General features: G+C 66.8%; 13 protein-coding genes. 8 read left to right on the top strand and 5 right to left on the bottom strand.

Translation table 11 applies throughout. The features are described 5' to 3' along the window. Positions 1-5: 5 nt before the first annotated feature. Entirely contained in the window at positions 6-275 is a 270-nt protein-coding gene (locus tag L6Q96_16985; protein ID MCK6556253.1) for a type II toxin-antitoxin system Phd/YefM family antitoxin, read from the bottom strand. Between the two features lie 270 nt (positions 276-545). On the opposite strand from L6Q96_16985, the gene L6Q96_16990 reads away from it, so the two are divergent. Further along, positions 546-824, top strand: coding sequence for a hypothetical protein (locus tag L6Q96_16990; protein MCK6556254.1), 279 nt, complete (start codon positions 546-548; stop codon positions 822-824). Continuing rightward, positions 817-1,101, top strand: a complete 285-nt coding sequence (locus L6Q96_16995) for a hypothetical protein (GenBank protein ID MCK6556255.1) — start codon at positions 817-819, stop codon at positions 1,099-1,101. The genes L6Q96_16990 and L6Q96_16995 overlap by 8 nt, the downstream gene beginning before the upstream one ends. 19 nt (positions 1,102-1,120) lie before the next feature. On the opposite strand, the gene L6Q96_17000 is transcribed toward L6Q96_16995, so the two are convergent. Both L6Q96_17000 and L6Q96_17005 read right to left on the bottom strand, forming a co-directional pair. Continuing rightward, the gene (locus L6Q96_17000; GenBank protein ID MCK6556256.1) at positions 1,121-8,212 is read right to left on the bottom strand and encodes an Ig-like domain-containing protein; all 7,092 of its coding nucleotides are present in this window, start codon (positions 8,210-8,212) and stop codon (positions 1,121-1,123) included. Between the two features lie 7 nt (positions 8,213-8,219). Next, a complete protein-coding gene (locus tag L6Q96_17005) occupies positions 8,220-15,029 on the bottom strand; it encodes a putative Ig domain-containing protein (GenBank protein MCK6556257.1) in 6,810 nt (2,269 codons plus the stop codon). Positions 15,030-15,556: 527 nt separating this feature from the next. On the opposite strand from L6Q96_17005, the gene L6Q96_17010 reads away from it, so the two are divergent. The 5 genes from L6Q96_17010 (at position 15,557) to L6Q96_17030 (ending at position 21,028) form a co-directional block, all read left to right on the top strand. Next, complete coding sequence (locus tag L6Q96_17010) at positions 15,557-15,781, top strand: addiction module protein (protein ID MCK6556258.1); 225 nt, start codon at positions 15,557-15,559, stop codon at positions 15,779-15,781. Beyond that, positions 15,778-16,083: a type II toxin-antitoxin system RelE/ParE family toxin gene (locus L6Q96_17015; GenBank protein ID MCK6556259.1), complete on the top strand. Its 306-nt coding sequence runs from the start codon at positions 15,778-15,780 to the stop codon at positions 16,081-16,083. Before L6Q96_17010 ends, L6Q96_17015 begins: the two co-directional genes overlap by 4 nt. 114 nt (positions 16,084-16,197) lie before the next feature. Continuing rightward, positions 16,198-17,259, top strand: coding sequence for a peptidoglycan-binding protein (locus L6Q96_17020; GenBank protein MCK6556260.1), 1,062 nt, complete (start codon positions 16,198-16,200; stop codon positions 17,257-17,259). Between the two features lie 2 nt (positions 17,260-17,261). Then, on the top strand, positions 17,262-19,073 hold the full coding sequence (locus tag L6Q96_17025) for a hypothetical protein (protein ID MCK6556261.1): 1,812 nt from the start codon (positions 17,262-17,264) through the stop codon (positions 19,071-19,073). Positions 19,074-19,192: 119 nt separating this feature from the next. Continuing rightward, a complete protein-coding gene (locus tag L6Q96_17030) occupies positions 19,193-21,028 on the top strand; it encodes a pectinacetylesterase family protein (GenBank protein ID MCK6556262.1) in 1,836 nt (611 codons plus the stop codon). 321 nt (positions 21,029-21,349) lie between these two features. On the opposite strand, the gene L6Q96_17035 is transcribed toward L6Q96_17030, so the two are convergent. Further along, entirely contained in the window at positions 21,350-21,787 is a 438-nt protein-coding gene (locus L6Q96_17035; GenBank protein MCK6556263.1) for a BLUF domain-containing protein, read from the bottom strand. A gap of 10 nt (positions 21,788-21,797) precedes the next feature. Then, positions 21,798-22,457: a GTP cyclohydrolase I gene (locus L6Q96_17040; GenBank protein MCK6556264.1), complete on the bottom strand. Its 660-nt coding sequence runs from the start codon at positions 22,455-22,457 to the stop codon at positions 21,798-21,800. Positions 22,458-22,810: 353 nt separating this feature from the next. On the opposite strand from L6Q96_17040, the gene L6Q96_17045 reads away from it, so the two are divergent. Continuing rightward, complete coding sequence (locus L6Q96_17045; GenBank protein ID MCK6556265.1) at positions 22,811-23,944, top strand: LamG domain-containing protein; 1,134 nt, start codon at positions 22,811-22,813, stop codon at positions 23,942-23,944. Positions 23,945-23,965: the final 21 nt, after the last annotated feature.

The following is a 23,965-nucleotide window of genomic DNA, read 5'->3' on the forward strand; positions in this document are numbered from 1 at the left end:
AAGATTCACTCGAGCACTTCCCAGGTCGCCAGCTCGTCGGACGGCGCTACGATGTCCCCCCGGATTTCGAGCGTCCCGCGCAACGAGCCCAGCCACTCGCGCTGCGGGCGTTCCGGAGACGGAGGGACGATGTCGGCGACGGGCTTCCCGAAGCGCGTGACGCGCAACGGCCGACCCGTGCGCCGCACGCGCTCCAGGGTTGCCAGGCAGGTCGCCTTGAACTTCGAAATCGCCATTTCGTCCATGCGATGGTTCTTGCCATGGTCTCTGCCCATGGTCAATCAGATCGCCGCGGTTTCTTCTTCGATGGTCGCGAGAAAGCGCACCCGGCCGCCGCCAGCAAGCTCACTTTCCAGCGCCCCCGGCACGTCGCGCTCGGTGATTAGGGCGGATGAAAGTCCGCCTGGTCGAAGGCCTCTCGAGGGCGCGTGGCCGCCAGGGCCGCCAGGGCGGCGGCGCTGCTACGCATCCTCGATCCGGCGCTGGCGACCCGCTTTCCGGACTCGCGATTGGAATAGACTATTATCGGCCGCTATAAAGACGGAATGCGAACTCTCACGATCACTGAGGCCAAGAAAAATCTCGGTCGGTGGCTGTCGGCGGCGGCGGCGGGAGAGGATATCGGTATCATCGCCGGCGCCGACATCATCGCTCTGCGTAAGGTCGAGGTTGAGTCGACCGACTACGCGCAACGCGAGTACGGCGCCGGCGCGGCGGAAGTCGAGGCGGTCTCCCGCGAGGTAGACGCGCAGTACAGAAGGCTGCGCCGGAGCGGCAAACTCGTCACCGTGACGGCAACCGAACTGCGGAAGCTCCTTGGCTAAGGCTCTGTCGATCGACCCGGCGGTGCTCGCGCATTTGCGCAAGTTACCGCGCCGCGAGCGTGTTGAGCATCTGCTCGTGCTCTGCGACCTCCTTGAGGCTTTCGGACGCCCGCATGCTCACGGTGGGTTGGGCGTGCGCAAGTTGGGCGCCGGGCTTTTCGAATGCCGGGTGGGTCTGGGCAAACGCTTCGTGTTCCAGGACCGCCGCGAAGAGCTGTTCGTGTTCTTCTGCGGCAGTCACGACGAGGTAGGGGCGTTGCTGCGCCGGCAGCGGTAATGCGGGGGGAGGGCGTGCCTCAGGGTACCTGCTGCGTGTGGATCGTCCCGTCCTGGCCGTCGGCATAGAATCCGTCGCCGCCGAGGGCGCTGACGTTGGCGAGGGGCAGCGTGAACAGGCTGGTGTAACCGATCGCCACGCGACCGCCGCCGCCGCCGACGTTGTTCGCACCGTTCTTGGTGCCGCCATCGGCGCGAATCTGTCCGCTGCCGGTCAACTGCCCGACGCGCAGATTGATCGTACCCCCGCTGCCCATACCGGAACGCGAGTCGGGAGCCTGAGCGCCATTGGCGCGCAGCACGCCGTCGTTGGCGAGCGTGTTGGCCACCAGCAGAACGCGCCCGCCGCCGTCGCCGCCGTCAGAGTGGCCCTCGGCGCCGCCGCCGCTGCCGAGATCGCGCGGGTCGGTCAGACTGCCGTAAGTGGCGCCCGGCAACTCTGAGATCCCCGTATCATGCCCGCCGAGCCCACCGTGACTGCCGCCGTTGCGCCGACCCGATCCGTAAGCGTTCCCCAGCGTCCGGCCCGCCTCGTCGTAGTTCTGCCCGCCAATGTAGCCGCGCCCGGTCACCTCGATCCGGCTGCCGGCATCGATCGTTACCGCGTCCGCCGTCACCGACAGCTCCGCTTCGTACTGCGTATCGGTCTCCGGATGCGTCAGCAGCGCGAACTCTGCCAGCTCCAGCGTGTCGTTGACCACCAGCGCATCGCCCACCACCAGATTGCCGCCACGACGGAAACGCAGGTTGTCGAACTGCCAGTGCCCGGCGTACTCCAACCCCACACCCGCCACCGCCGCGAACGCCACCCCGTGCTCGTTCGGCGTCGCCACCGTGATGTCGGTGGCGGTGTTGCTCAGAATCCGGAACGTCTCGGCCTGCGTGCGGTCCGGGTTCAACCGCAACCCCACCAGCGCATTGGGCAGGAACGGCGCAATCGTCCCGTCCACCGTCAGCGTGTCCGCAGTCACCGCCGCCGCGGTCCCCGGGCCGATCAGGTGCAGTGGCGTCGAGTTGGGCGCGGTCTGGCTCGACTCGTTATCGTCGACGATCAGATCGCCATCGACCTGACCCGCCAGCGCCACGTACACCGTTCCGGCACTGCCCGCCGGCGAATCGTAGAAACCGCGGCCCCGCCATGCGGTCACGTTGCGCAAAGCGTTCAGATCGGACAGCGCGTCGACGAAGTCCGCGTACAGCGCCACCCGACCGCCGCCGCCACCGATGTTGTTAGCACCGTTCTTGTTCCCGCCGTTGGCGCTGATGGTGCCGGCACCGGCCAGCCGCGAGGTGGCGATCCATACCGAACCGCCGGCGCCCATCCCCGCCCGACTGTCCGTGGTTGTTGCCCCGTCGGCGCGAACCGCACCGTCCACCACCACGGCATCGGTGGCGACGATGCGCACATATCCGCCGCCGTCGCCGCCGTCGGTGTGGCCGTCCGCGCCGCCGCCGCCGCCGAGACGGTCGGGCTGGCGTGGATCGCCGTAGACCGCCCCCGGCTGTTCGCCGATCGCGCCGTCGTGCGCACCGAGGCCGCCGTGACTGCCGCCGTTGCGCCGCCCCGAGCCCGCGATGTTGCCCAGGGTCATGCCCGGCTCGTCGTACGCACGGCCGCCGCGATACCCGCGACCGGTCACGTCGATCGCACTGCCGGCCTCCACCTCCACCCGCGCCGCATTGATCTGCAGGCCGGCGACGTCCTCGCTCGGATGCGTGAGGACCGAGTTGCCGCGTAACCGCAAGGTACCGGTCAGATCGATCATACCCAGAGCGACGACCCGGGCGTTGTTCTGCAGCGTGAGCCCGTCGAACGTCTGACCCGGCGGGAGAATCAGGTTGGTAAACGGAGCCCCCGGGGTCGTGCCGTTGATGACCAATTCGCCGTTGGGTTCCGACTCCTGCTTGAGGAAGACCGTGCCGTCGGCGCCGTCGGCATAGAATCCGTCGCCGCCGCGCGCCGTGATCCGAGCGGGATCGTACGTCGCTGCATCAAGGTACCGCACGGCGATACGGCCGCCACCGCCGCCGACGTTATTGGCCCCGTTCTTCGTTCCGCCGTCGGCCTCGATGGTTCCTCTGCCCGAGAGCGTGCGGGTGCGGACATTGATGCCGCCGCCGCTGCCCATACCGGAGCGCGAGTCGGGCGCCGTGCCACCGTCGGCGCGAACCGTGCCGTCGACGACGACGTTGATTACACCGGCGAGTGCCAGTCCGCCGCCGTCGCCGCCGTCGGCGTGGCCTTCCGCGCCGCCGCCGCTGCCGAGATCCAGCGGTTCGGTAAGGTCTCCGTAAACGGGTCCGGGCTGCTCGCTGACCGCCGGGTCGTGGCCGCCCAGCCCACCGTAGCTGCCGCCGTTGCGCCGCCCCGAACCCGGCTGATTCCCGGCCGTGCGGCCCGCCTCGTCGTAGTTCCGTCCGCCAACGTATCCGCGACCGGTGACGTCCACGCGACTGGTGGCATCGACGGTGAGGGTCCATGCCGAGACATCGAGCCGGTATTCGGTCGTCGTGTCGGTAAGCCGGTGCGTGAGCACGGCGCCGTTGAGTAACTCGACGTTGCGGAAGGTGCGCGTTCCATCGACGGTCACGGTCGCGCCGTCGATGCGCAGGTTCTGGTCGTCGAGGCTGGCGTCAAAGATGTCTGTGGCGCTGTTGATCACGGTCACGGGTGCACCGGTGGCAAACGTCGCCGTGGCGCCGGAATCGCCAATGATCTCGTTCGAGCCATCGCGCGGGAACGGCTCGCGGTTTCCGGCCTGATCGACGCCGACCGTAACGAATTCGTACGCGCCGTCGCCGCCCATCCGAGTCGAGTCGAAGGCGATCGTCCCCATGTTGCCGCTTTGCGGGAAGTACTCTCCGTCCGCGGTGCCGGTGGGGCCGGTGTAGCGGTTGAACGTGCCGATGCCGTTGCGCCGGAAGTACAGCTCGACGTGATTCAGGTCGGCGAGACCGTCGGCCACGTCGTAGGTTACGGTAGTCGTCGTGCCGGCGCCCGGTGGCGCGACCGCGGTTACAACCGTCGCAGGCGGCGTGATGTCGGCGTCGCTGATAACGATGCCGACCGGCACCGACACAGCTTCGTTGCCGGCGGCATCGCGAGCATACGCGCGAACGATCAGGTCGGGCGCGGTGAGGCCGTACGGAATATTGATCGCGAAATCGGCCCCGGCCGGCGTGCTCGCCGGCGCGATGGTCTGGCTGCCCGAGGTAGTGAACGACCCCGTGGTTTCGAAACGAATGCGGTCGACAGCGACCGCATCGGTCGCCGATACGCTGAGCGTGACCGTATCGCCGAAATTCACCAGCGTACCGGGGGCCGGCGCCGTTATGGTCACGGCGGGAGCCGTCTGGTCGACGACCGTCAGGGTGCGGGTGGCGTCCACCGAGACGTTGCCGCTGCCGTCGATGGCGCGCACCGTCAGGGTGACGGTACCGCCGACCGGCGCCGCGTTCGACACGCTGAACGAGAAGCTCTGGGTGGTGGCGGCAGTAGCGGCGACCTGGCGGCTGTCGCTGAACGTCGTGGCGCCGGAGACATCCAGCTCGACGCGCACGACGCCGCTGCCGACGTCGTTGGCCTGCACGTTGACGGTAACCAGGTCTCCACGTTCGACCTGCGTGCCAGCGGCTGGGCTGAGGAACTGCACGGTGGGATCCGGGTCGGCGGCAACCACGGTGACGGGCACGACGATCGGCGGCAGTCCGGGCACCGACACGAACAGCGACGTCGCGCCGTTGGCTTTGGCGGTCACGAGACCGGAGGAGTTGACGGTGGCTACCGCTGCATCGGCCATCGCGAACGCTGCACCGGTGTTGCCGACTTGCGTGTTGCCGTCGCTGAAGTGCCGGGTGACTGTAAGGGTCACGGTCTCGTTGAGGAATGTTAGATCGACGGGCGATGGCGACACCGAGATCGAGTCGAGGGTGACCACGGCCACGGTGACCAGTGCCGTCGCTTGCATGCCGAGCGCCGTTGCCGCGATCGTTGCCTGGCCGTTGGCGAGCGCCCGTACCCGCCCCGTCGAGGTTACCGAGGCGACGCCGCCGTTGTTCGAGGAAAACGTCGATTGCCCCGTCACGTTGGCGGTGGTGCCGCCGACGTAGAAGGCGGTGACCGTCAGATCCTGCGTGGCGTTGGGCGTGACGAGTGTAACGGCGTTGGGCGTGACCTCGATACGATCGAGGACCGGCGGGGCCGGCACGACGGCCTGGGTCGGCGGGCTCGGCTGCTGCGAGGTGGCGAAGTCGAAGGCGACGGCGGACAGCACGTCGCCGGCGTCGGCATCGATGTTGGCGGTCCACGCGCCGCCGGCGTTGGCGAATACGGTGACGAGGAATCCGCGCGTCGCATTGGAGAGATCGACACGCGCAAACGGCACGGTTGTCCCGTCGACCCGCACGACATTACCGGCGGGGACCGAGACGTTGGTGACGATCGGTGCCGGCGGCGGTGGGCCGTTGGGGAGATCGACGACCGCGAAGTCGACGTACGAAGCCGGATTGGTCGGATCGTTGGACGTGCCGAGCAGGTTGGTGGCGATCAAGAACAATCGGTGCGTGCCCAGGTTCAGACTGGCCGTGTCGATCGTAGCCGCGCCGAGGGTCCCGGCCAGGGGCGCCCCCTGGGGGTCGTCGACGAAGAACTGTAACGACTGGATGCCGACCGGATCGCTGGCGCTGCCCTGCACGTTGAACCGCGCGCCGGTGATGTACTGAGCGCCGTGGGTGGTGCCGGCGAAGGCGACGGCCGGCTCGTTCGGGTTATCGGCGAGGGTGAACTGCAACGTGTCTTCGCCGGTCTGGCCGAGGCCGTCGGTGGCGACGGCGCGCACGGTGTGGGGACCGAGCGGTAGGCCGAGCGTGCCGAGCGTGGTCTTGTACGGCGCGACGGTCAGGGTCGCGAACGGTTGCGCTGCGGCATCGAGGAAGTAGGCGACGTTGCGCCCGCCCGCCGACAGACTGAGCGGGACCAGCTCGATCGAAATACCGTGGAGAACGTCCTGGGCCGGATCGGCGGGTAGGACGATGGTCGGCGGCGCGGCCGAGGCGGCGACGATGATGGCGATGGTCGCGTCCTGGAGATTGCCGGCGCCGTCGAACGCGGTCGCCTTGTATTGGTAAGTGTGGCCCGGAACGAGATTTCCCGAGTCGATGACGAAGATGGTCGGCCCGGGCGTTGCGCCGAAGATGCTCTTCTGGTCGACGAAGCGGAATGTGGCGTCCTGGACGTTCGTGTCGAGTTCTCGCAGTTCGACGCGGGCGACGCCGGTGCCCTGGTCGGTGGCGTAGGCGTCGATACGCACGAGCTGCCCGGGGATGACGTATGTCGGGTCGACACCCGGTTCGATCGACAGGGTGAGGGTTGGGGGGGTGACGTCGTTGGTCGGACTCGTGGTGGTGAACGTGCTGGTCCACTGATTGAAGAGCGCGTTGCCCTGCAGGTCGCGGATCTCCTGCATGACCACGACGCTGTACTCGGAATTGCCGGCGAGGCGGTTGGTGATGCCATCGGTCACCTGCCAGATGGCGACTGTGGCGTTGTTGACCTCGGCGAGCCGCAGCTGACCGGGAACGACGGCCCCGGAGGGGTCGAATACCTTGAAGGTGCCGTTGGTGCCGATGGTGATCGTGCCGGTATTCATGCGTTCGCTGAAGAACGCCACCACCGGCGAGTCGATGCCGATGCCGTTGGCGTTAGGGAAAGGCAGGACGTGTACGGTCGGGATGCCTTCGGGAGCGGAGCGGTCGGCCGGGTGTTTACCGACCACGCAGCCGATATTGCCGACGAGGACTTCGAGGGTGATGTTCTGGTCGCTGACCCCGACGCAGGAGGAGATGTTCCCGCTCATCAGCGGGTTGATGGTGAAGACCTCGCGGGCGACGTCGCCGGGAAAGAGGTGCTTGAGGTTTCGGGTGAGCGGACCGGGAACGACCGTGCACACGGGATCCTGCTGCGGGTCGGTAGGGGCAACGCAGTCGACGAACTGGGCGTCGCCGCCGACATCGAGGTCGAGGCTGGCGAACAGGGCGGGGGAGTCGCCGATGTTGGCGATCTCGACGGTCAGCTCGTACGGCACATTATCCTGCACACTGTCCGGGTGCAGGAGGCGCACGCGGAAGGCCGGCGGTCCCTTGACGTCGACGGCGGTCTCGGCCGAGCCGTTGAACGGAATCGGGGCGTCGGCCGGAATACCCGGCCCGGTGACGAAGCCGCCGAAGTTGACGCGCACGCGCTTATTCCCGATAGCGTCGCCGCGGAAGATAAACTCGCGCTCCTTCTGTCCGGGAGCCAGCGGATCGCCGGGCAGGATGTCGTCGAAAGCTACGGTACCGTCGAGGGGCAACGTCGGAGACAGCCCGCCGTCGGGGAACTCGATGTTCGCCTTCACGCTGCTCAACGTGAAGATGCCGGAGGTGTTCATCAGCAGCAGGCGCGCGCTGAAGAACTCTTTCAGGCTCTTGACGCTGCCCTGAATGATGATGACGCCGGGGATGCGCGGCGGTGGCAGGTCGGGGGGGCCGGGGAGAACTTCGTCGAACACGACAATCGTGATCTGGCGCGGATTCGGCTTGCCGCCGCCGCTGTCTTGCGGCAGCTTGATGATCTCGTAACCGGTGGGTTCGGCTTTCGGAAAGGCGATGGGCAGCTCGACGGGTACGTCCTCGCCCGCAATGGTGAGCACGATACTGAACGTCGAGACGTTGAAGTTGTCGGGATCGTCGATGTCGATGACGCCGTCGTTGACGAGCTGGATGACGCGTTCCGGCGGCAGCGGCTCGGCGACGATGCGCGACACCACGACCGAGTCGAGCGACAGTTGCGTGATCGAGATGTCGCGGGTGTGTACGTTGCCGGCATCGTCGGTGGCGGCGACCGTGAAGGTGTTGACGCTGTTCTTCTTCAGCGAAACGTTCGGGAAGGCGAAACTGCCGTCGGGTGCGGGCGCGATCGGGCCCCGCCGCTCGGGGCCGGTCAGCGTGATCTGCGGCGCCGCATGGGCGCCAGTTGCAGCTCCGGCGGCGATGACCAAGGCGGCGCACAACGACACCAGAGCCCCCGGGTAGGGGCGGCGTGCCGCACGTATCTGTAAGCCGCGCGGGGTCATGCTGGGCTCAGAAGAACTCCGGCAGGATAGTGGCGCCGAACTGCGCGGTGGAGATTGCCCTGGCCTCCCACGACTCGGCCCCCGTGTTCTGATCGCGCACCTTGAAGCGAATCAGGGCGCGCTTGCCGTACGGGCCTTCCGAGTTGGTCCCGGCCATGAACACGCGCCCCCGGGTCGGCCGCAGCGTCACCGCCACCTCGCGGCCGATGATGTCGACCTTGACGTCCGTGGTGTCCGTCGAGTAGCGCCCGACGATCGGGATATCGAACGGGACGTAGCCATCGGGGGTTGAGACGATGTAGCGCTGCTCCCAGGTGTCGAGCTCGATGTCGCCCGGCTGATTGAGGCCAACCTTGATTAAGAAGGCCCGGTCGTCGAGTTCCTGATTCGAGGCAATCGTCGGCATGTAGTCGCCGGCGAGGGCATCGAGATCGGCCTGCGCGAGCAGGTAAACCTCGCCGCTGGCCCAGTCGGCGAAGAACAGGTTGGCGCTGGAGTCGAGGGCCAGACCCGAGAAGCGCCGGCCGGGCACCTGAACGATCTTGCGGACCTCGCCGATTCCGTCCGCGTCGCTGTCGAAGATCACGTAGATCGACTCCTCGTCGGAGAGGTAGAGCTTGCGCAGGCCGCTGACGAAGAACGTGCGATCGCGGGGGTCGACCTCCATGTCGCTCGGGCCGGTGAACTGGAAGTTGGGATGTTCGGCGTACACCTGCCCGACGATGCGATCGCGGTTCTGCCCGTTCACGAACGACGGGTGCATGTCGGCAAGGTGCGTCGGCACGCGCAGTATGCGGTTAGTGGGGGTGAGGTTCGGATCGAAAAAGTTCGGGTTGTCCAGGTTGGCGACGAAGAGGTCCTCGACGAACCCGTAGGTCGGGTCGGCGTAGTCGCCGATCTCCATGGCGACAGGTTGGCACGAGCGGCCGAACTGGAGTTGGAGGCTGTAGTAGTTGACCGAGCCGAGGTGCTCGCGCTGCACGGGTTCGCCGGCGTAGCGGAACAGGCGGCCGCCGAAGCGGGTGTTGGAGTTGGCGTTGTTCAAATAGACGGCGCCCTTGGCGTCGATGGCGAGCAGTTCCGACGGGAACCCGGCCCACATCGACTCGACATCCGGCAGCGAGAAGGGGTACTCGCGCACCAGCGAGCCCCCTGCCGGATTGTTCGGGTCCGGTTCGGGGCGGAAGAACGCCAGGACGTTGTTGCTGTCGGGGTCGGGCTCGAATTGGGCAGCGAAGAGTCCGCCGCCGGGTGCCTGCACGCGCCGCGTGAGCAGGCCGAGTGGGTCGCGCGATGTCAGCCAGCGTGCGGCGCGCTGCCGCAGACCGCGGGCATCGAAGATCACCTCGCCGCCATCGCTGACGAGCAGCGGATCGCGCAGGCGCCAGAAAGGGCCAAGCGCCAGTTCCGGGAGCGGTTGCATGCTGGTCTCATCCGGCAGCGGCTCGTCCGGGAAGCGAGGGAGTACGGGATGAGCGGCGGCAAACATGGTGGGGCGCTCGGGTGCCGGCAGGAAGGCGATGCCAGGGAGCATGCGAATGTCGATCTGGCCGTTGGTCCTTGTGACCTCGATAAAGGCCGAGAACTCACTGCGCAGAATGTCGATGCCTTCGCGATGGTTCCATACCGCCTCACCGACATCGGGCAGTGCGCCGAGCACCTCGCCGCCCATGCTGACGACGCCGCGCTTGATGGTGCCCTTCCATCCCTGCGCCGACACGACGTTGCGGGTTGCGCCGCTCACCTGCGATTCGAGTTTCGGGATCTTGCTCTCGGCGTTGGCCAGGGCCGCATCCGCCGTTTCCTTCAGCGCACGCTCCTGGTTGAGCCGCGCCACCTGCGCTTCCCGTTTCGCTGCCTCGATCTCGTTGTGCGTCTCTCGGATCCGCTTCTCGGTATCGTGGATGTCCTGCGTGACTTGCTGAATCGCGCCCACATCTATGAACGACTCCTGCATGGCGTGGCGGGCTGCGGCACGGGCGGGCGCGATGACGGATGCCTCCGCGCGCAAGAGCCCGTCGCTGTGCGCCTCCATGGCGGCGGCCGCCTGGTCGAGTTCGTCGATGAAGGGTGTCAGATCATCGAAGGCTCCCACCTGTCCGGGAATACCGATTTCCTGCAGCGGACCCGGCAACGGATCGACGATCCCATTCGCAGAGATTTGCGGAAGGGGCGGTACGTCGATGCGAGTGGTCATATTCGTGCTGATGACGCCTCCCTGCTGTCGGGCGAGTTCTTGCGCGGCGAGCAGGGTGCTCTTAGCTCGCTGAATCTGCTCCAGGGCGGCCGCTCTGAGGGCCTTCGCCTTCTGCAACTGCCGGAAATTCAGTTCTTGCGCAGCCCAGGCGTTGAACTTGGCGCGTGCGATCAAGTGGTCCTGGGCGAACGAGAATGCCTGGTCGATGCGCTGCCCGCGCGGTGTCCCCGGGTCGGTCAATTCCTGTAGCACCTCGGCTGCCGGGCGGTCAGCGTTGTTGGCTTCCTCCAGGAAGGCCGCGGTTTCGGTCACGACGGTCTGCTCGCCGATGAGCGTCGCGGCCCCGTTGGCCAGCCGCTTCCGCTCGGTGCGCATCGCCCGCAGATTGTTCTCCAGGTCGATCCGTTCGCGGGCCAGGCGCATCTCGATCGTCGTACGTTCGATGGGGGTATTCCGCAGCAACTGGACCTGCGTTTCGGCATCGATCTGAGCTACGCGGAGGCGTTCGACCTGATCGAGCAAGGCGGCTTCGGTGCTGGCCTGGTTGCCGGGCGCCTCGAAGAGCAGGTCGAGCCAGGGGGGCACGCTGAACGGAGGTGGCGGAACGTTCAGGTCCGGATAGATCACCCCGATGTTCGCCCTGTCAGGGTCCGCGTGGTTGACGCTGCGATAGAACTGGACGGTGAGGACACGGAAGTAGTTCGGCCCCTCGCCGAGCGACGTGGCGGGAACCTCGAACTGGTATTCCTCGGGCGAGGCGCCGACCGGCAACACGTGGCGCGAGACCAGCGTGCCGCGGTCGAGGTTGGTCACGTCGGGACCGGGGAAGCGCCAGAGGTGGTAGCGGAAGTCGAGCAGTTCCGGCCGCACGCCGTTGCCGTAGCTCATCACGGTGGTGTTCAGGCCGGTGTACGTTTGACCGGCGCGCGCGAGGCGGTCGGCTTCGAGATCGGAGTCGGAGCGCCGGAAGCGAATCAACACCTTTTCGCGGTTGGGTCCGGAGACGGCGCTCTGCATCTGCGCCGCTTGCGGAGTCAGGTTCCGCACCAGGTTGTCGTCGCGGAAGTAGGCCGCGGTCATCTTGATCAGGAACGAGATCAGGAACCCACCGAACAAGACGGCTATGATCAACGGCGCCAGCGCAAAGGTCGCTGCCCCGCCGGTCATCAGCACGGCCAGACCCCCGATGGCGGCGGCCCCGGCCAGGCCAATGAAGGCGTTCTGCGCCGCCTGACCGCCGATTTCCAGACCGCGTTCCGAGAACAGGGCCCGGATGCGCGGTAGGCCGCTCGACGGCAGCGGGGCGTTCTGGGCGTAGGCGGGTGAAACCAGCAGACCGGCCAGCACGCCGCGCGTCGCTCCGAGCACGGCGGCGAGGTGGGTATCGGCAGGCAACTCCACTGCCGCCGTTTGCATGAATGTGTCGGGATCCAACCCGTGGTCGACCAGCACCTGATCGGGGTCCTGGCCGTCGAGAACCAGCAGGCGGTCGATGGCATGGCTGAGCTCGGCCTCGTAGGTTGCGAGGAAGCTCATGACGATGAGGAATGCCTGCAGGTGATTGAGGGGCGTTTCCGGCGTCAGGCGCGGGGGCGCGGACGACAGGTTGACGCCGTCGTTGAACACGACAATGGCGAGTGCGTTGGCCGGGTTGTTGGGGTCCGCCCAGGCCCGGTCGACGACCCGCTGGAGCTGGCGCAACAGGAAGTCCAGAGTCAGGTTAGCGAAGATCCAGCCGAAGCTGCCCTGCAGGATGGTTGCCACTTCGCGCAGCGTGTAGTTGTCGCCGTTGACGAGGCGCCGCGCGAAGCGATCGAGGGCAAGGGGCGTCAGGCTGAACAGGCCCGGCCCGGTCATGTTCGGATTGATCTGATTGCCGCCCTCGTCGATGACGCCCGCATCCGACCCGCCGACGGCGAGGATTGTGTCGCCGATCACGGCCCGCGCCTGTTCGACGCTCAGGCGGCCGTTCTTGTCCGCCGCTCCGCGATCGAGCACGCTGGCCAGGGTCGCGGCGCGCGGCAGGGTCCCGCCGGGATTGAAGGGCCGCGCCAGCGCGTCCATGGCGATCGGCTCCGGGAGGTCGAAATCGCGGTGGATGCCGATGGCGATGTCGAGCGGGGTGACGCGGTAGTTGGGCGCGGTTGCAACCAGCACCTGCGGACCGGGTGGGACGTTGTCGAGCGTGAACTGACCAAGCGGATCGGTGACGGCGGACAGCGGCGTGCCGTTCATGGTGACGCGCGCGCCGACGATCGGCAATTGGGTGAAGCCGTCGACCACCGTGCCGCGCACCCGCGCCGCGCCGGGCTCGACGCGGAACGCAACTACGGACGGCACCGGTCCGTTGGGGTCGCGCAGCAGGACGCTGTGCGCACCGAGCGGCGCGTCGACGGCGGCGAGAACTGTCGCCCGCAGGTGCGTCGGCGACTGCACGTCCACCGACTCGACCGTAATTCCCGCACCGAAGTCGAGCGCGGTCGATCCGGTCTGGAAATCCGTGTTGTAACCGGTGACGTCGACGACCAGACGACGACCCTGACGGATGTTGGTCGGACTCAGACCCACCAGCAACGGCGGGCTCGGGCGGGGCTGCGTCTGTACCTGGCCGGTTACGGATCCGCCGATGGTCTGCGCGCTGCGGAACGTCGGGCTTTCGGGTTCGTCGACGACAAGGTCCACCGCACCCGGCGCGGGCTGGACCTCGTTCACCGTGATCGACACCGTCGTCTGCACGGCTTCGCGCCCGTCGGTAACCTCGATGGTGACGCCGTGTACGCCGGCTTCGCCGGGTCCGGGCCGGAAGACGAACTGACGATTAAGCTCGTCGAAGACGGCGTTCGCGAGCGTCAATCCCGGGGCCGAGAAGCGCAGCTCGTCGCCGTCGGCGTCGGTGGCCGAAACCGGCAAGCGCAGCTCGCCGCCGGTATCGACTTGCTGGGCGGCGATCGGATCGAAGACGGGCGCCGTATTGGCCCGCGTGACGGTGATGCGAATGGGATTGAGATCTCGCATGTCGCCGAACAGGGCCTCGACGCCGACATCGAAGACGCCCTCCTGAGCGATGGTCGGGGTGAAGCGGAAGGTCCCGCCGTCAACGAGGGCGTTTTCGGGCAGCGGGACGATGCGGAACACGGCCTGTGGATGGTTGGCGACGAGCGGGATGTCCAGGGTGTCCCCGACCGCCACGACGAACGACCCGGTCGGCGATACGAGGTCGAGGGGCTGGTCGATGACCTTGAGCATGTAGCTCTGGCTGTCCGCCGCGCCGCCGGCGTCGGTTGCCCGCACCGCAACTTCGAATGCGCCGGAGGTGCCGGGCGGCGGTGTCCAGTTCACTTGTCCCGACTGCGGATCTATCGCCATGCCCGCGGGCGGGGTACCCGCGAGGGCGAAAGATACGGGCTGGCCTTCCGGATCGAAGGCGTCGACATCGTAAACGTAGGCCGCGCCGGCCTGCGCGTGCTGTCCCGGGAAGGAGGTGATTTCCGGTGGGTCGTTGTAGTCGGCGACGGTCACGGTGAAGGACTGCGTGGTCGAGGCGCCGCCGGCATCGGAGGCGCGGATCGCGACCGGATGCGGACCGATCTGGTCGGTAGTCGGTCTCCAGTGCACGAAGCCGCTGTCGGCGCTGACCGACATTCCACGCGGAGCGGTGTCGAGCGCGAAGGCGATGGTTTCGCCCTCGGGGTCGGTGGCGGCGACCTGATAGCCGTAAATATGATCTTCGAGCGCGTCGGTGAGCGGTTCGGAGGTAATCGCCGGCGGCTGACTCGCCGGTGTGGCTGTCGCCGTCTCGGTGGGGGTTGCGGTCGGCGTATCGGTCGGAGTCGGCGTTTCGGTGGGTGTCGCCGTCGCAGTATCGGTGGGTGTGGCGGTCGCGGTGTCGGTGGGGGTCGTCGTGGCCGTGTCGGTCGGCGTTACTGTCGGTGTCAGCGTCGGTGACGCTGTGGCTGTGTCGCTGGGCGTTGCGGTCGGGGTGTCGGTAGCGGTGGCGGTCGGGGTATGCGTGGGTGGTGCGGTGGGGCTGTGCGTCGGCGACAGGGTTGCGGTGCGGGTTGGCGTGAAGGTGGGGGTAGCAGAGCGCCAGTCCTTGCGCGTGTTGGTTGCCCTGGGTGTGGGGGTGGCCGAGCGCCATTCTTTGCGCGTGTTGGTTGCCACGGGCGTGGGTGTAGCCGAGGTGTTGTGGGTGCCGGTCGCTCGGGCGGTTGGGGTGGCGGTTGGCGGTGGGGCTGGACCGATGACCATCACTCTGACGGGGAGAAACACTCGGCGCGTGAGGCCGCGAAGCGATACTGACGCTCGCAGGTCGAGGGCGTTCGGATCGGCGACTTCCGCGGTGAACCGGAGCGAGAACACCCGATCGCCGGCCGCCTGGTCGCCGTGCGAGCCGTCGTCGTACATGCGGCCGAGATTGCGCATCAGGCTGCCGCCTTTTAGCTGCACCAGATAGACGCCGGTGGCGATCACCGGCCCGGCAATGTGGGTCGTCGCCAGCATTTCGGTCGGCACGTCGCCGCCGGCGGCGAGGGCGCGCTGGACGAGGGGGGCGGGCACGGCGAGAAGACCGGCCAGGATCGCCGCCGCGACGCGTGCAGGGAGTCCCCAGCGCCGTTTCATACGCTCACGTCCGCGGTCGGGCTGGCGTGCCGGGGCCCGTATTCACGGCAACCGGACCGTGGGTTCGGTAGAGAAGCGCCCGCTCCTGTCCGCCTGCGGATCGTCCGCCGCGCCTGAAGGGCGAGAGAATTGAGCCTTTGGATCGTCGCTACCCCCTGACCAAGGCCGATGTGTTGATGCTTTCCGTTCGCACGATTGCACCCGGCACAGCATAAGAAAAGTGAATTTTGACTCGACGCCATGGGCGCAGGCGGTTGCGGATCGCCCCCTGCCGGTCCCGCGTCATCGGGATATCCTCCCCCTGCAACGATCTACCGACAGCTGCGGTATACGAAAGATGCGAAGCCGGGGTCAAACAGCGCGGCCACCAACACGGTTTTCGCCACCCCTTGCCCCGGGGCTGCCGAGCATCCGTTAGGGCCGGATTGTGGACTCGCCGCGTGCTCTCGCAAAGCCCGGGAGTCCAGTCCGGCGGGAGTCCCGCGCCTGTTCTGGACTTCGAGAGCTGACGGGCGTAGCGTCGCACCATGAGCGTACAGCCAATCATCGAAACGTTCCGGAGATTGTCCACGGCCGACAAGCTCCGCTTGGTCCAGGAGCTGTGGGATGAGATCGCCGAGGAAGCGGCCCACCTTCCCCTCACGGAATCGCAGCGTCGTGTGCTTGACGAGCGGATCGACGAACACGAGGGAAATCCCCATGACGTCGAGCCATGGGAAGAAGCCCGCGACGACATCCTGCGCAAGCTGTGAAGTACCGGCTGGTCGTTCGACACCCGGCGAAAGCAGACATTCGCGCCGCTGCCCGGCGGTACGAGTGGCAGCAGCCCGGGCTCGGACGAGCCTTTGTCGTCCAGGTGGACACGGCGTTGAGTCGCGTCGCCGAAAATCCCCTCCAGTACCGGGTGCTCTATCGAAAGGCGCGCCGGGCCATTGTCCGCCGGTTTCCATACGGTGTGTTCTATCGGGTCGAGGCAAGCGACATTGTCGTGTTCTGTGTGAGCCACCTGCACCGGAGCGAGGCGTCCTGGAAGTCTCGCGCCGACCGACAATAGGCGCGCCGAGCCGACCGCCCCGCCGGGTTGTCGACGTTGTTCCGGCGTCGCGGTTTGCCCCATGCTCGCGATCTGGTAAGCAACGCGCGCCGAGTCGGGAGGGAATGCTCGGGCATGGACGAACGCCGCACGACGCGTCAGGAGCTGAAGACCGGCGTCGCCGTCTCCGCGGGGAAGGCGCACCGGCTGATGCTGGTGGCCGAAGCGGTCAGGTTGCGTCTGATCGGCATGCACTTCGAGACCAACAAGAACTTCCTCCTGCCGGCGGCGATGCGCGGCATTCGCGCGGTCGTGGACGTATACCGTGAGCACCCCGGTGCCGAGCTGCTCGTCGTCGGGCACACCGACCGCTCCGGCGACCCCGGTATCAACGATCCCCTGTCGATCGAGCGCGGCGAGGCGGTGGCGGCGTTTCTGCGCGACGACGTCGATGCCTGGCTGGCGCGCTACGAGTCGAATGTCTCCGGGGCGAAACGCTGGGGTGCGCGTGAGGATCGGCTCATGCTTCAGTCGCTCCCCGATGCTTCTTCTCGGCCGGCGGGAAGCGACGCCGTGCGGTGGTTTCAGGAGACGCGCGGTCTGGGCGTCGATGGCATCGCCGGAACGCAGACCCGGCGGCGGCTGATCGCCGAGTACATGGCGCACGACGGCACCACGCTGCCGCCGGGAGTCCGGCTCGTTACCCACGGGTGCGGCGAGAATTTTCCTGTCGATGCCGCCGGGAACGTCGAGACCAATGCGCGCGACGGCCGGGCCGATGCCGGAGACCGACGGGTCGAGATCTTCGTGTTCGATCCGCCGGGTATCAGGCCGCGTCCGGCCGGCAGGAACTCCCCGCCGGGCGATCCGACCTACCTGGCGTGGCTCGCGAGCGTGACCCGTACCGAGGATTTCCGGGCCGAACGTGCGCGTCTAGAAAACTCGCAGATCACTTATCTCTTGCGCACCAATTCCGGCAGTCTGCCGATTCGCAACCGCCCTTATCGGCTTGCCATCGCCGGCCGTGTCCTCGATGGCACGACCGACGACCGCGGGCTGGTCGCTCATTACCAGTTGCCGGCCGGCGATTTCGAGCTCGAGATCGACGGTGTGAGAACGACCCTCGGTACCCTGCCGCAGGGCGCCGAGCCCGTGCCGCACGAGGTGCGCGGCTACTACCTGAGCATCGGGAGCTGACGATGTCCGACGGTCTGCATGCGAGCTTGACGCCCAACCACGTCGCGCCCGGCGAAACCATCACGGTGCGGTTCGACTCCCAGGAGGAGGAGTTCGTCAATGCGCAGGACGTGACGATTCGTATCTTCGAGGTAGACGACGCGTCGCCGCTCGAACCTCGCCGGGGACGCAACAGCCTGATCGTCGAGTTCCGCGGTAACCTCGCCGACAACGATTTCCGCGCCACCGGCGCGCCGCGGGTTACCAACGTGCGCGGCACACCGCCGCGCATCCGGATCAGGGTGGAGCCCGATACCGAAGTCGAGGTGCCGCTGCCCGGCGCCGACGTCGAGCAGGGGGTGTTCGAGCTCCGCCTCGAAGTGCGCTCGGGACGTCCGGCAGCGACGTACCGGACGCCGGAAGACGCCACCGTCTTTGTGCGCGCCTACGATCACTTCCGCACCCAGGGGATCGCGCGCCCCGAAATCGCCTTTGTCACCGGCGCGTCGTCGGACACGTTCTTTGCCGCGGCGCAGGGGTTCTGGCGGCGGAACGCGGACGCCGTATTGATTCGCGAGGGCATCAGTATCAAGGAGATCCTGGACGTTCTCGAAACCGAGGGGGCGAAGTACGGCCCCTGGGGCCGCATCGACATCGTCGCCCACGGCGCTCCATACTCGATCAACCTGAAGATCTTTGCCGACTCGCCCGGCACGACGCACGAGGGGATCATCGACCGCGAGCTCGAACGCGCCATGGGCAACCTGGGTCCGCAGTTCCTGCTGGCGACCCCGGACTCCATCGACGGACAAACCGAGGTGGTGTTCCGCGCCTGCAACGCCGGTCAGACGCCGTCGCTGGTGCGCCGGCTCAAGGACGAGTTCTTCCGGGCCGCGAAGTTCGTCAAAGTGCCGAAGTGGATTCAAGGCTACGAATCGTCGCGCGCCCACGCCTCCGAGTTCTTCATGGAGGAATTGGAGTTCGACCGTCAGACCAAAGCGCAACTCGAGCGCGACGAGGCGGCGGAAATTCCGCGCCAGTTCGATGCGGTCAAGACGCGCTCGCCGGGCCTGAACGCGACGGCGGACCCCGCCGTCGAGATCCCTCTGTTTACGGTGCGCAAGTTCTCGGAAGGCCACTTCGAGTTCACCAGAGCGGAGGAGATGGAACGGGACCTCGTCGACGCCAACGGCCGGATGCCCGACGATGCCGCGTTGATCGCCGCTTTCCGCACTGCCTGGAACCAGCCCCCACTCGATTTGCACGAAACGCCGGAAACCGCGCGGACTCGGGATGATCGCTGGCTGATCACGCTCAGCAAGAGCGTCGTCAACCGGGCCGCCGAGGACCGGCGCGGGCTGTGGTTCGAATCCGCCGCCGGCACGCCGCGCTTCATGCAGCTCGGCGGTGGGACGGTGACCGTCGGCAGTCGGAGCGGCGACGCGAACGTGTGGGAAATCCGCGCCGAAGGCGTCGAGGAGATCCACGCCCAGATCTACATCAACCAGCAGACTCCACAGGGAGAGACCGACTTCGACCGGGTGGAGATCGAGCACGACACGGACAACCCGGACGCGACGACGGTGGTCGGGCGGCAGACGCTGACGACCAGAGGCCAACGGGTGATCGTGCGCGTGCCGACGACGATTGCCGTCGGGCAAGCGCGCATCGCTGTGCGTCGCGGGCGGGTTTACACGCTGCGGTTTAACGCCACGCGACATTTCCTGCATCGGCGACGCGACATGCGCCAGTACGATGCCGGGACGGCTTACGCCGACCGCCCACTGGTCGCGGGAGACCTCGCTAACCCCCAGCTCTACGAGACGGCGGAATAGGAAGCGCTGCGTGGCCCGGGGGCCGGAGGGCGGTTGTGCCGGCGGCTGAAAGCGCTTGACATGCGCCGTCGGCGAGGGGCAGGGTGTCCGGTGAATTCTGCGGCATTAAAGGAGGCCTCATGCGGCGCGTCAACCGAACCTTGCTCTACGTTCTGCCGGTACTGGTGTTGGCTTTCGAGGCGCCTTCCGGCGCCGGCGCGGCCACTTATCCGGGGAACAAGTGCGTTGCCGGCAAGCAGCGAGCGGCGGGCACGTACTGCAAGGCGGTGCTGAAGGCCTGGGCCAAGTGGGACAAGACCCAGGACACCGGCAAGCGCACGGAGGCGCTGGCGAAGGCCAGTGGCAAACTGACGGAGGCCTGGGCCAAGGAGCAGAGCAAGGCCGCCAAGCAAGGGGTCGACTGCGCGGACACCACCGTCTCCGCGGCCGCGATGCAGGCGGCGGTCGACGCCGCGACAGGCGGTATCGTGACCGGGATCAACACCGGCCTCGATTTCAACGAACCGGACGACGCCAGGTGCGGTGCGGCTCTGCTCGGCGCCGCGGCGAATACGTGCGCGGCCTATCTGAAGGCCGAGGCGGGCTACGTCGGCAAGCTGGAAGCCGGTACGGTCAAACGCGACGCCGCGCGGAGCAAGGCCCTCGCCAAGCTCGGCGCCGCCGTGACCAAGGCGACCGCGGGGGCGTGCCCCACGGGCGCTACGGCGGGGAGCATCGACAACGGGGTCGACGCGCTGGCGGCGGACGTGGTCGCCGACACGATCGTCTCGCCCAACGTCGCCGACAACCAGTTCGTCACGATCACGCCGAGCGGCCCGATCGAGTACCAGGGTCAGGAACTCTCCCCCGTATGCGCCCTGAACACGCCTTACGCGTTCTTCGCCAAGCGTGGGAGCGTCAACAAGCTGGTGATGTACTACCAGGGCGGCGGGGCGTGCTGGGATCTGGTTTCTTGTTCCATCCCAACCTGCGATGTCGCCGTCGATCCCTTCGGTTCCGACAATCCGAACAACACCGCGGCCGGCTTCGGCGATATGAGCAACCCCGACAACCCTTTCAAGGACTGGCATGTCGTCTTCACGTCGTACTGCAGTTGCGACGTGCACTTCGGGGATTCCCTCAAGGACTACCAGAACGACGGCTCCGTGGTCATTCGCCACCGCGGGTACCAGAACGCCCGCGTGGTCGAGAAATGGGCGCGCGAGCACTTCGTGAATCCCGAGGAGATCGTCGTCACCGGCTCGAGCGCCGGCTCGTACGGCGCGTTCTTCAACGCGCCCTTGCTGCAGCGGGTGTGGCCCGACTCGACCTTCACCGTGCTCGGCGACGGCGGCAACGGCGTGATCACTTCGGACTTCTTGAACACGCCGGGGTACGGCTTCCAGAACTGGGAGTTCGAGAGAAACCTGCCGCCCGACATTCCGGGCGTGCAGGAGGCGATTACCGGCGGCGAGGGCATCAAAGCATACACGGTGGCGGTGGCCGCGCACCTTCCAGATGTCGCATGGGCGCACTACACGACGGCGTACGACGGTGGCACCGGCGGCCAGACCGGCTTTTACAACGTGATGCTGAACCCGAATAACCCGTTCACCTGGCTGAACTGGTGGAACGCCAGCTGCGATTGGAACGCCGAGATGGTGCAGCAAGCGCACGAGGCTTACGCGACGATCTCGGCAACGCCGGCCGACAACTACCGCTATTACATCGGCCGCGGTTCGCGACACACCGGGTGGGGTGCCGATAACGTGGTCTACAGCGCAGACGCAATCGGCGGATCGCCGGCACTGCCGGCGCTCAAGGACTGGGTGAACTCGATGCGCGCCCGCGATGCGGGCTGGGTGAACGTCGAGTGCACCAACTGCGGCCGGTTGCGCTCCGGCGATCCGAAGCCGAGTCCGCTGCAGTCGCCGTTCCAGCAAAACGGCAGCGACGTCGACATCGTCTGCCCGTAGTAGTCCGGTTCATTAATCCGGCAACGTATTCCGTTCGCCCCGAGCAGCCCCGTTTTCTCAGCGCGGGCTACCGCCCGCAACCCAAAGCGAACAACCAGCCCGTTCGCCCCGAGTAGGAGCCCTTCCCCTGGGCTCCGTATCGAGGGGCGCGCTCCTGCCGAGCCTGTCCCTCGATACGCGCCAGAAGAAGGCGCTACTCGGGACGAACGGAAAGGCACTGCCGCTCCATGGCCTGAAGATTTCTTCGCGCCGTGCGGCGAGATCGGGGAAGGGTAAATCAGGTGCGTATCGAGGTGCGCGAGAGGGCGCGAACAACCGCGGCTAGCGGCAGTCGGAACTCACGATCGCCGCGGTTGCGGCAAGTTCTTCGAGCAGCGCCAGCGCGGCCTGGCCGCTCATCGAGAAGGGGTCGAGCACCGTGCGCTCCGAGTAGCGCAGGATCGTGCTGAGATTGACGCGCTTGAGATCGACGCTGCCCATCTTCCAACTCGCGAAGCGTCGCTCCTGAATTTCGGCGTAGGCGAGCAGCGTGACGTCGGTATGACGCGGGTCGCGGACGATGTTTCGATAGAGCTCGTTAACCACGTGACGGGCCCCCTCGATGACCTGCAAGAACACGTCTTCGCCGGGTTGGATGCAGAGCAGTCCCGTAATCCCGTGTTCCGGGTTGCGATCCCTGGAACACTCGAGGATCGATCGCACCATGCGGTCGTCGATCGGTCCTACGGCTCGGCTTGCGTACAGGAGGCGGACCAGCACGGCGATTCCCTCATCCCTTCCGGTTGGCGAGCAGGGAGAGGAACTCGCGGCGCAGATCGGCGTTCCTCAGAAAGGCCCCGCGCATGATGCTGTTGGTCATCTTGGAGTCCATGTCCCTGACGCCGCGCCATTGCATGCAGTAGTGGTCGGCTTCCATGACGATGGCAAGACCGTCGGGTTGCATCTTCTCCTGTAGCACGTCTGCCAGGTAAGCGATCGCCTCTTCCTGGATTTGCGGGCGGGTCATTACCCACTCGACGAGCCGTGCGTATTTCGACAAACCGATCAATGCCGAGTTCTCGTTGGGCATCACGCCCACCCAGATCCGGCCGATGATCGGACAGAAGTGGTGCGAGCAGGCACTGCGAACAGTAATCGGCCCCACGATCATCAGTTCGTTCAAACGGGTAACGTTCGGGAACTCCGTCACTGTCGGCGGCGCCGCGTAACGCCCGGCAAACACCTCGCGCACGTACATCTTGGCGATCCGCCGGGCGGTATCCTGGGTGTTGTGGTCGTTGTCGGTGTCGATCACCAGCGCTCTCAGCAACTCGCAAACCTTACCCTCTACCTCGCGTTGCAGTTCGTCGAGTTCGTCGCCGTCGACGTATTCGTATATGCAGTCGTTCGCCCGGAAGCGTCCTCCAGCCTCCAGGATACGCGCCCGGATGCGGTCGGCGACCGGCGTGGTCTCATCGCCGGTCGGGCGTTCCGCGGATACCCCGGCAGGTCCCGATACGCTCTCGCCCGTCCTTTTCGTTCGTGCTTGTTCCACGGATTTTCCTGTTCCGCTAAGGTTGCGACCGTCGAGTCCGAGGGTGAGGACCGCTCCCGGTACGCGCTTTCCGCTAATTGGTCGTTACAGAGAAGGTCCGGCCCTGTCAATTATGCCTGCGGGTTTACGCGACCGGGTGGAGGGGGGGCCGGAGCGGCCGGGATTCGTCACCCTCTGGTGTTTCGCCTTCGGGTCACGCAAGCTAGTATCAAGGGCGTGATCGGGAAGGCACAGGCGAGGTGATTGCCGTGGACAAGCCATGGATCGTGTTCGTCGCAGGCGTCGTGGGCCTGCTGGTCGTCGGCCTTGCGGTGCAACGCGCGCTGCGGCCGAGCGACGAGACCGATCGGATCGCCCATCAGGTAGTGGATAAGAGTGGCGCGCGCGGCGGCGCGCAATCGGGATGGTCGGCGCGCGCTGGCGGCCCCGACGATAGCCGTCCGGAAGGCGGCAACCGGTCCGGCGCGACCGAGCGGCGGGGCCGCAGCATCGCGGGCGGCGGCTCCCGCGGCGACCACGACTCCGACGACAACAGCGGCGGTGGCGGTGCGACGATCGGCGGTATCGGGAGAGGCGTCGCGCCTGACAGCGCCGGCTTGCGACCCGGCAGCGGCGTCCGCGTACCCGGCGGCGTCGAGCTCGGAACCACGGGGTCCGACCGCGCTGCCTTCAAGGGCGCACGCACGGCGAGTGGCGTTCGCATGGGCGGCGGCGGCACGGAAACCGTTACCGGCACCGGCGGGACCGCAGCCGAGAGTGGCACCGAACAGGAAGATGACCTCGTCGTTTCTCTGCCGCTGAAGGACGGTTCGGTAGAGGCGGAGAAGGGCGACTCGCCGGTGGTTGCCGAGGGCGTTACCTACGACGGCGGCAACTTGAGGTTCAGCACCGACTCGCAGATGATCCTGCCCAATGCCGGCAACATCAGCGGTGAGGCCGGCTCGATCGCCTTCTGGATCCAGCCCGACTGGAACGGATCGGAAGACAGCAGTGCCGCCCTCGTCGACGTGCGCACTCAGCACACGTTCGAAAACCGCATTCAGATCGACAAGAACGGACAGTACCTGCGCTTCATCTTCGCCGACGACACCGGTTCGGAAAGCGGTGCGGGGGCGGAAATCGGCCACTGGCAGGCGGGGGAGTGGCACAACGTGGTCGCCACCTATGGCGAGGGCATGACCAACTTCTACGTCGACGGCAAGCTAGTCGGCTCGAAGCCGTACACGGGTCAGTTCAACGTGCTGCCCGGCACGCAGTTCCGCATCGGCTCGAACTATCCCGGAGACGGCCCCGGTGCCGGCGGCGCCATGAGCGACTTCAAAGTTTACCGGCGTCCGCTCGGCCCCGACGAAGTCGGCCAGATGTCGACCCGAGCGGAGTAGAAGCCTTCCGGTCTTCCAGAT

Source organism: Candidatus Binatia bacterium (genome assembly GCA_023150935.1).
GTDB lineage: Bacteria > Desulfobacterota > Binatia > HRBIN30 > HRBIN30 > JAKLJW01.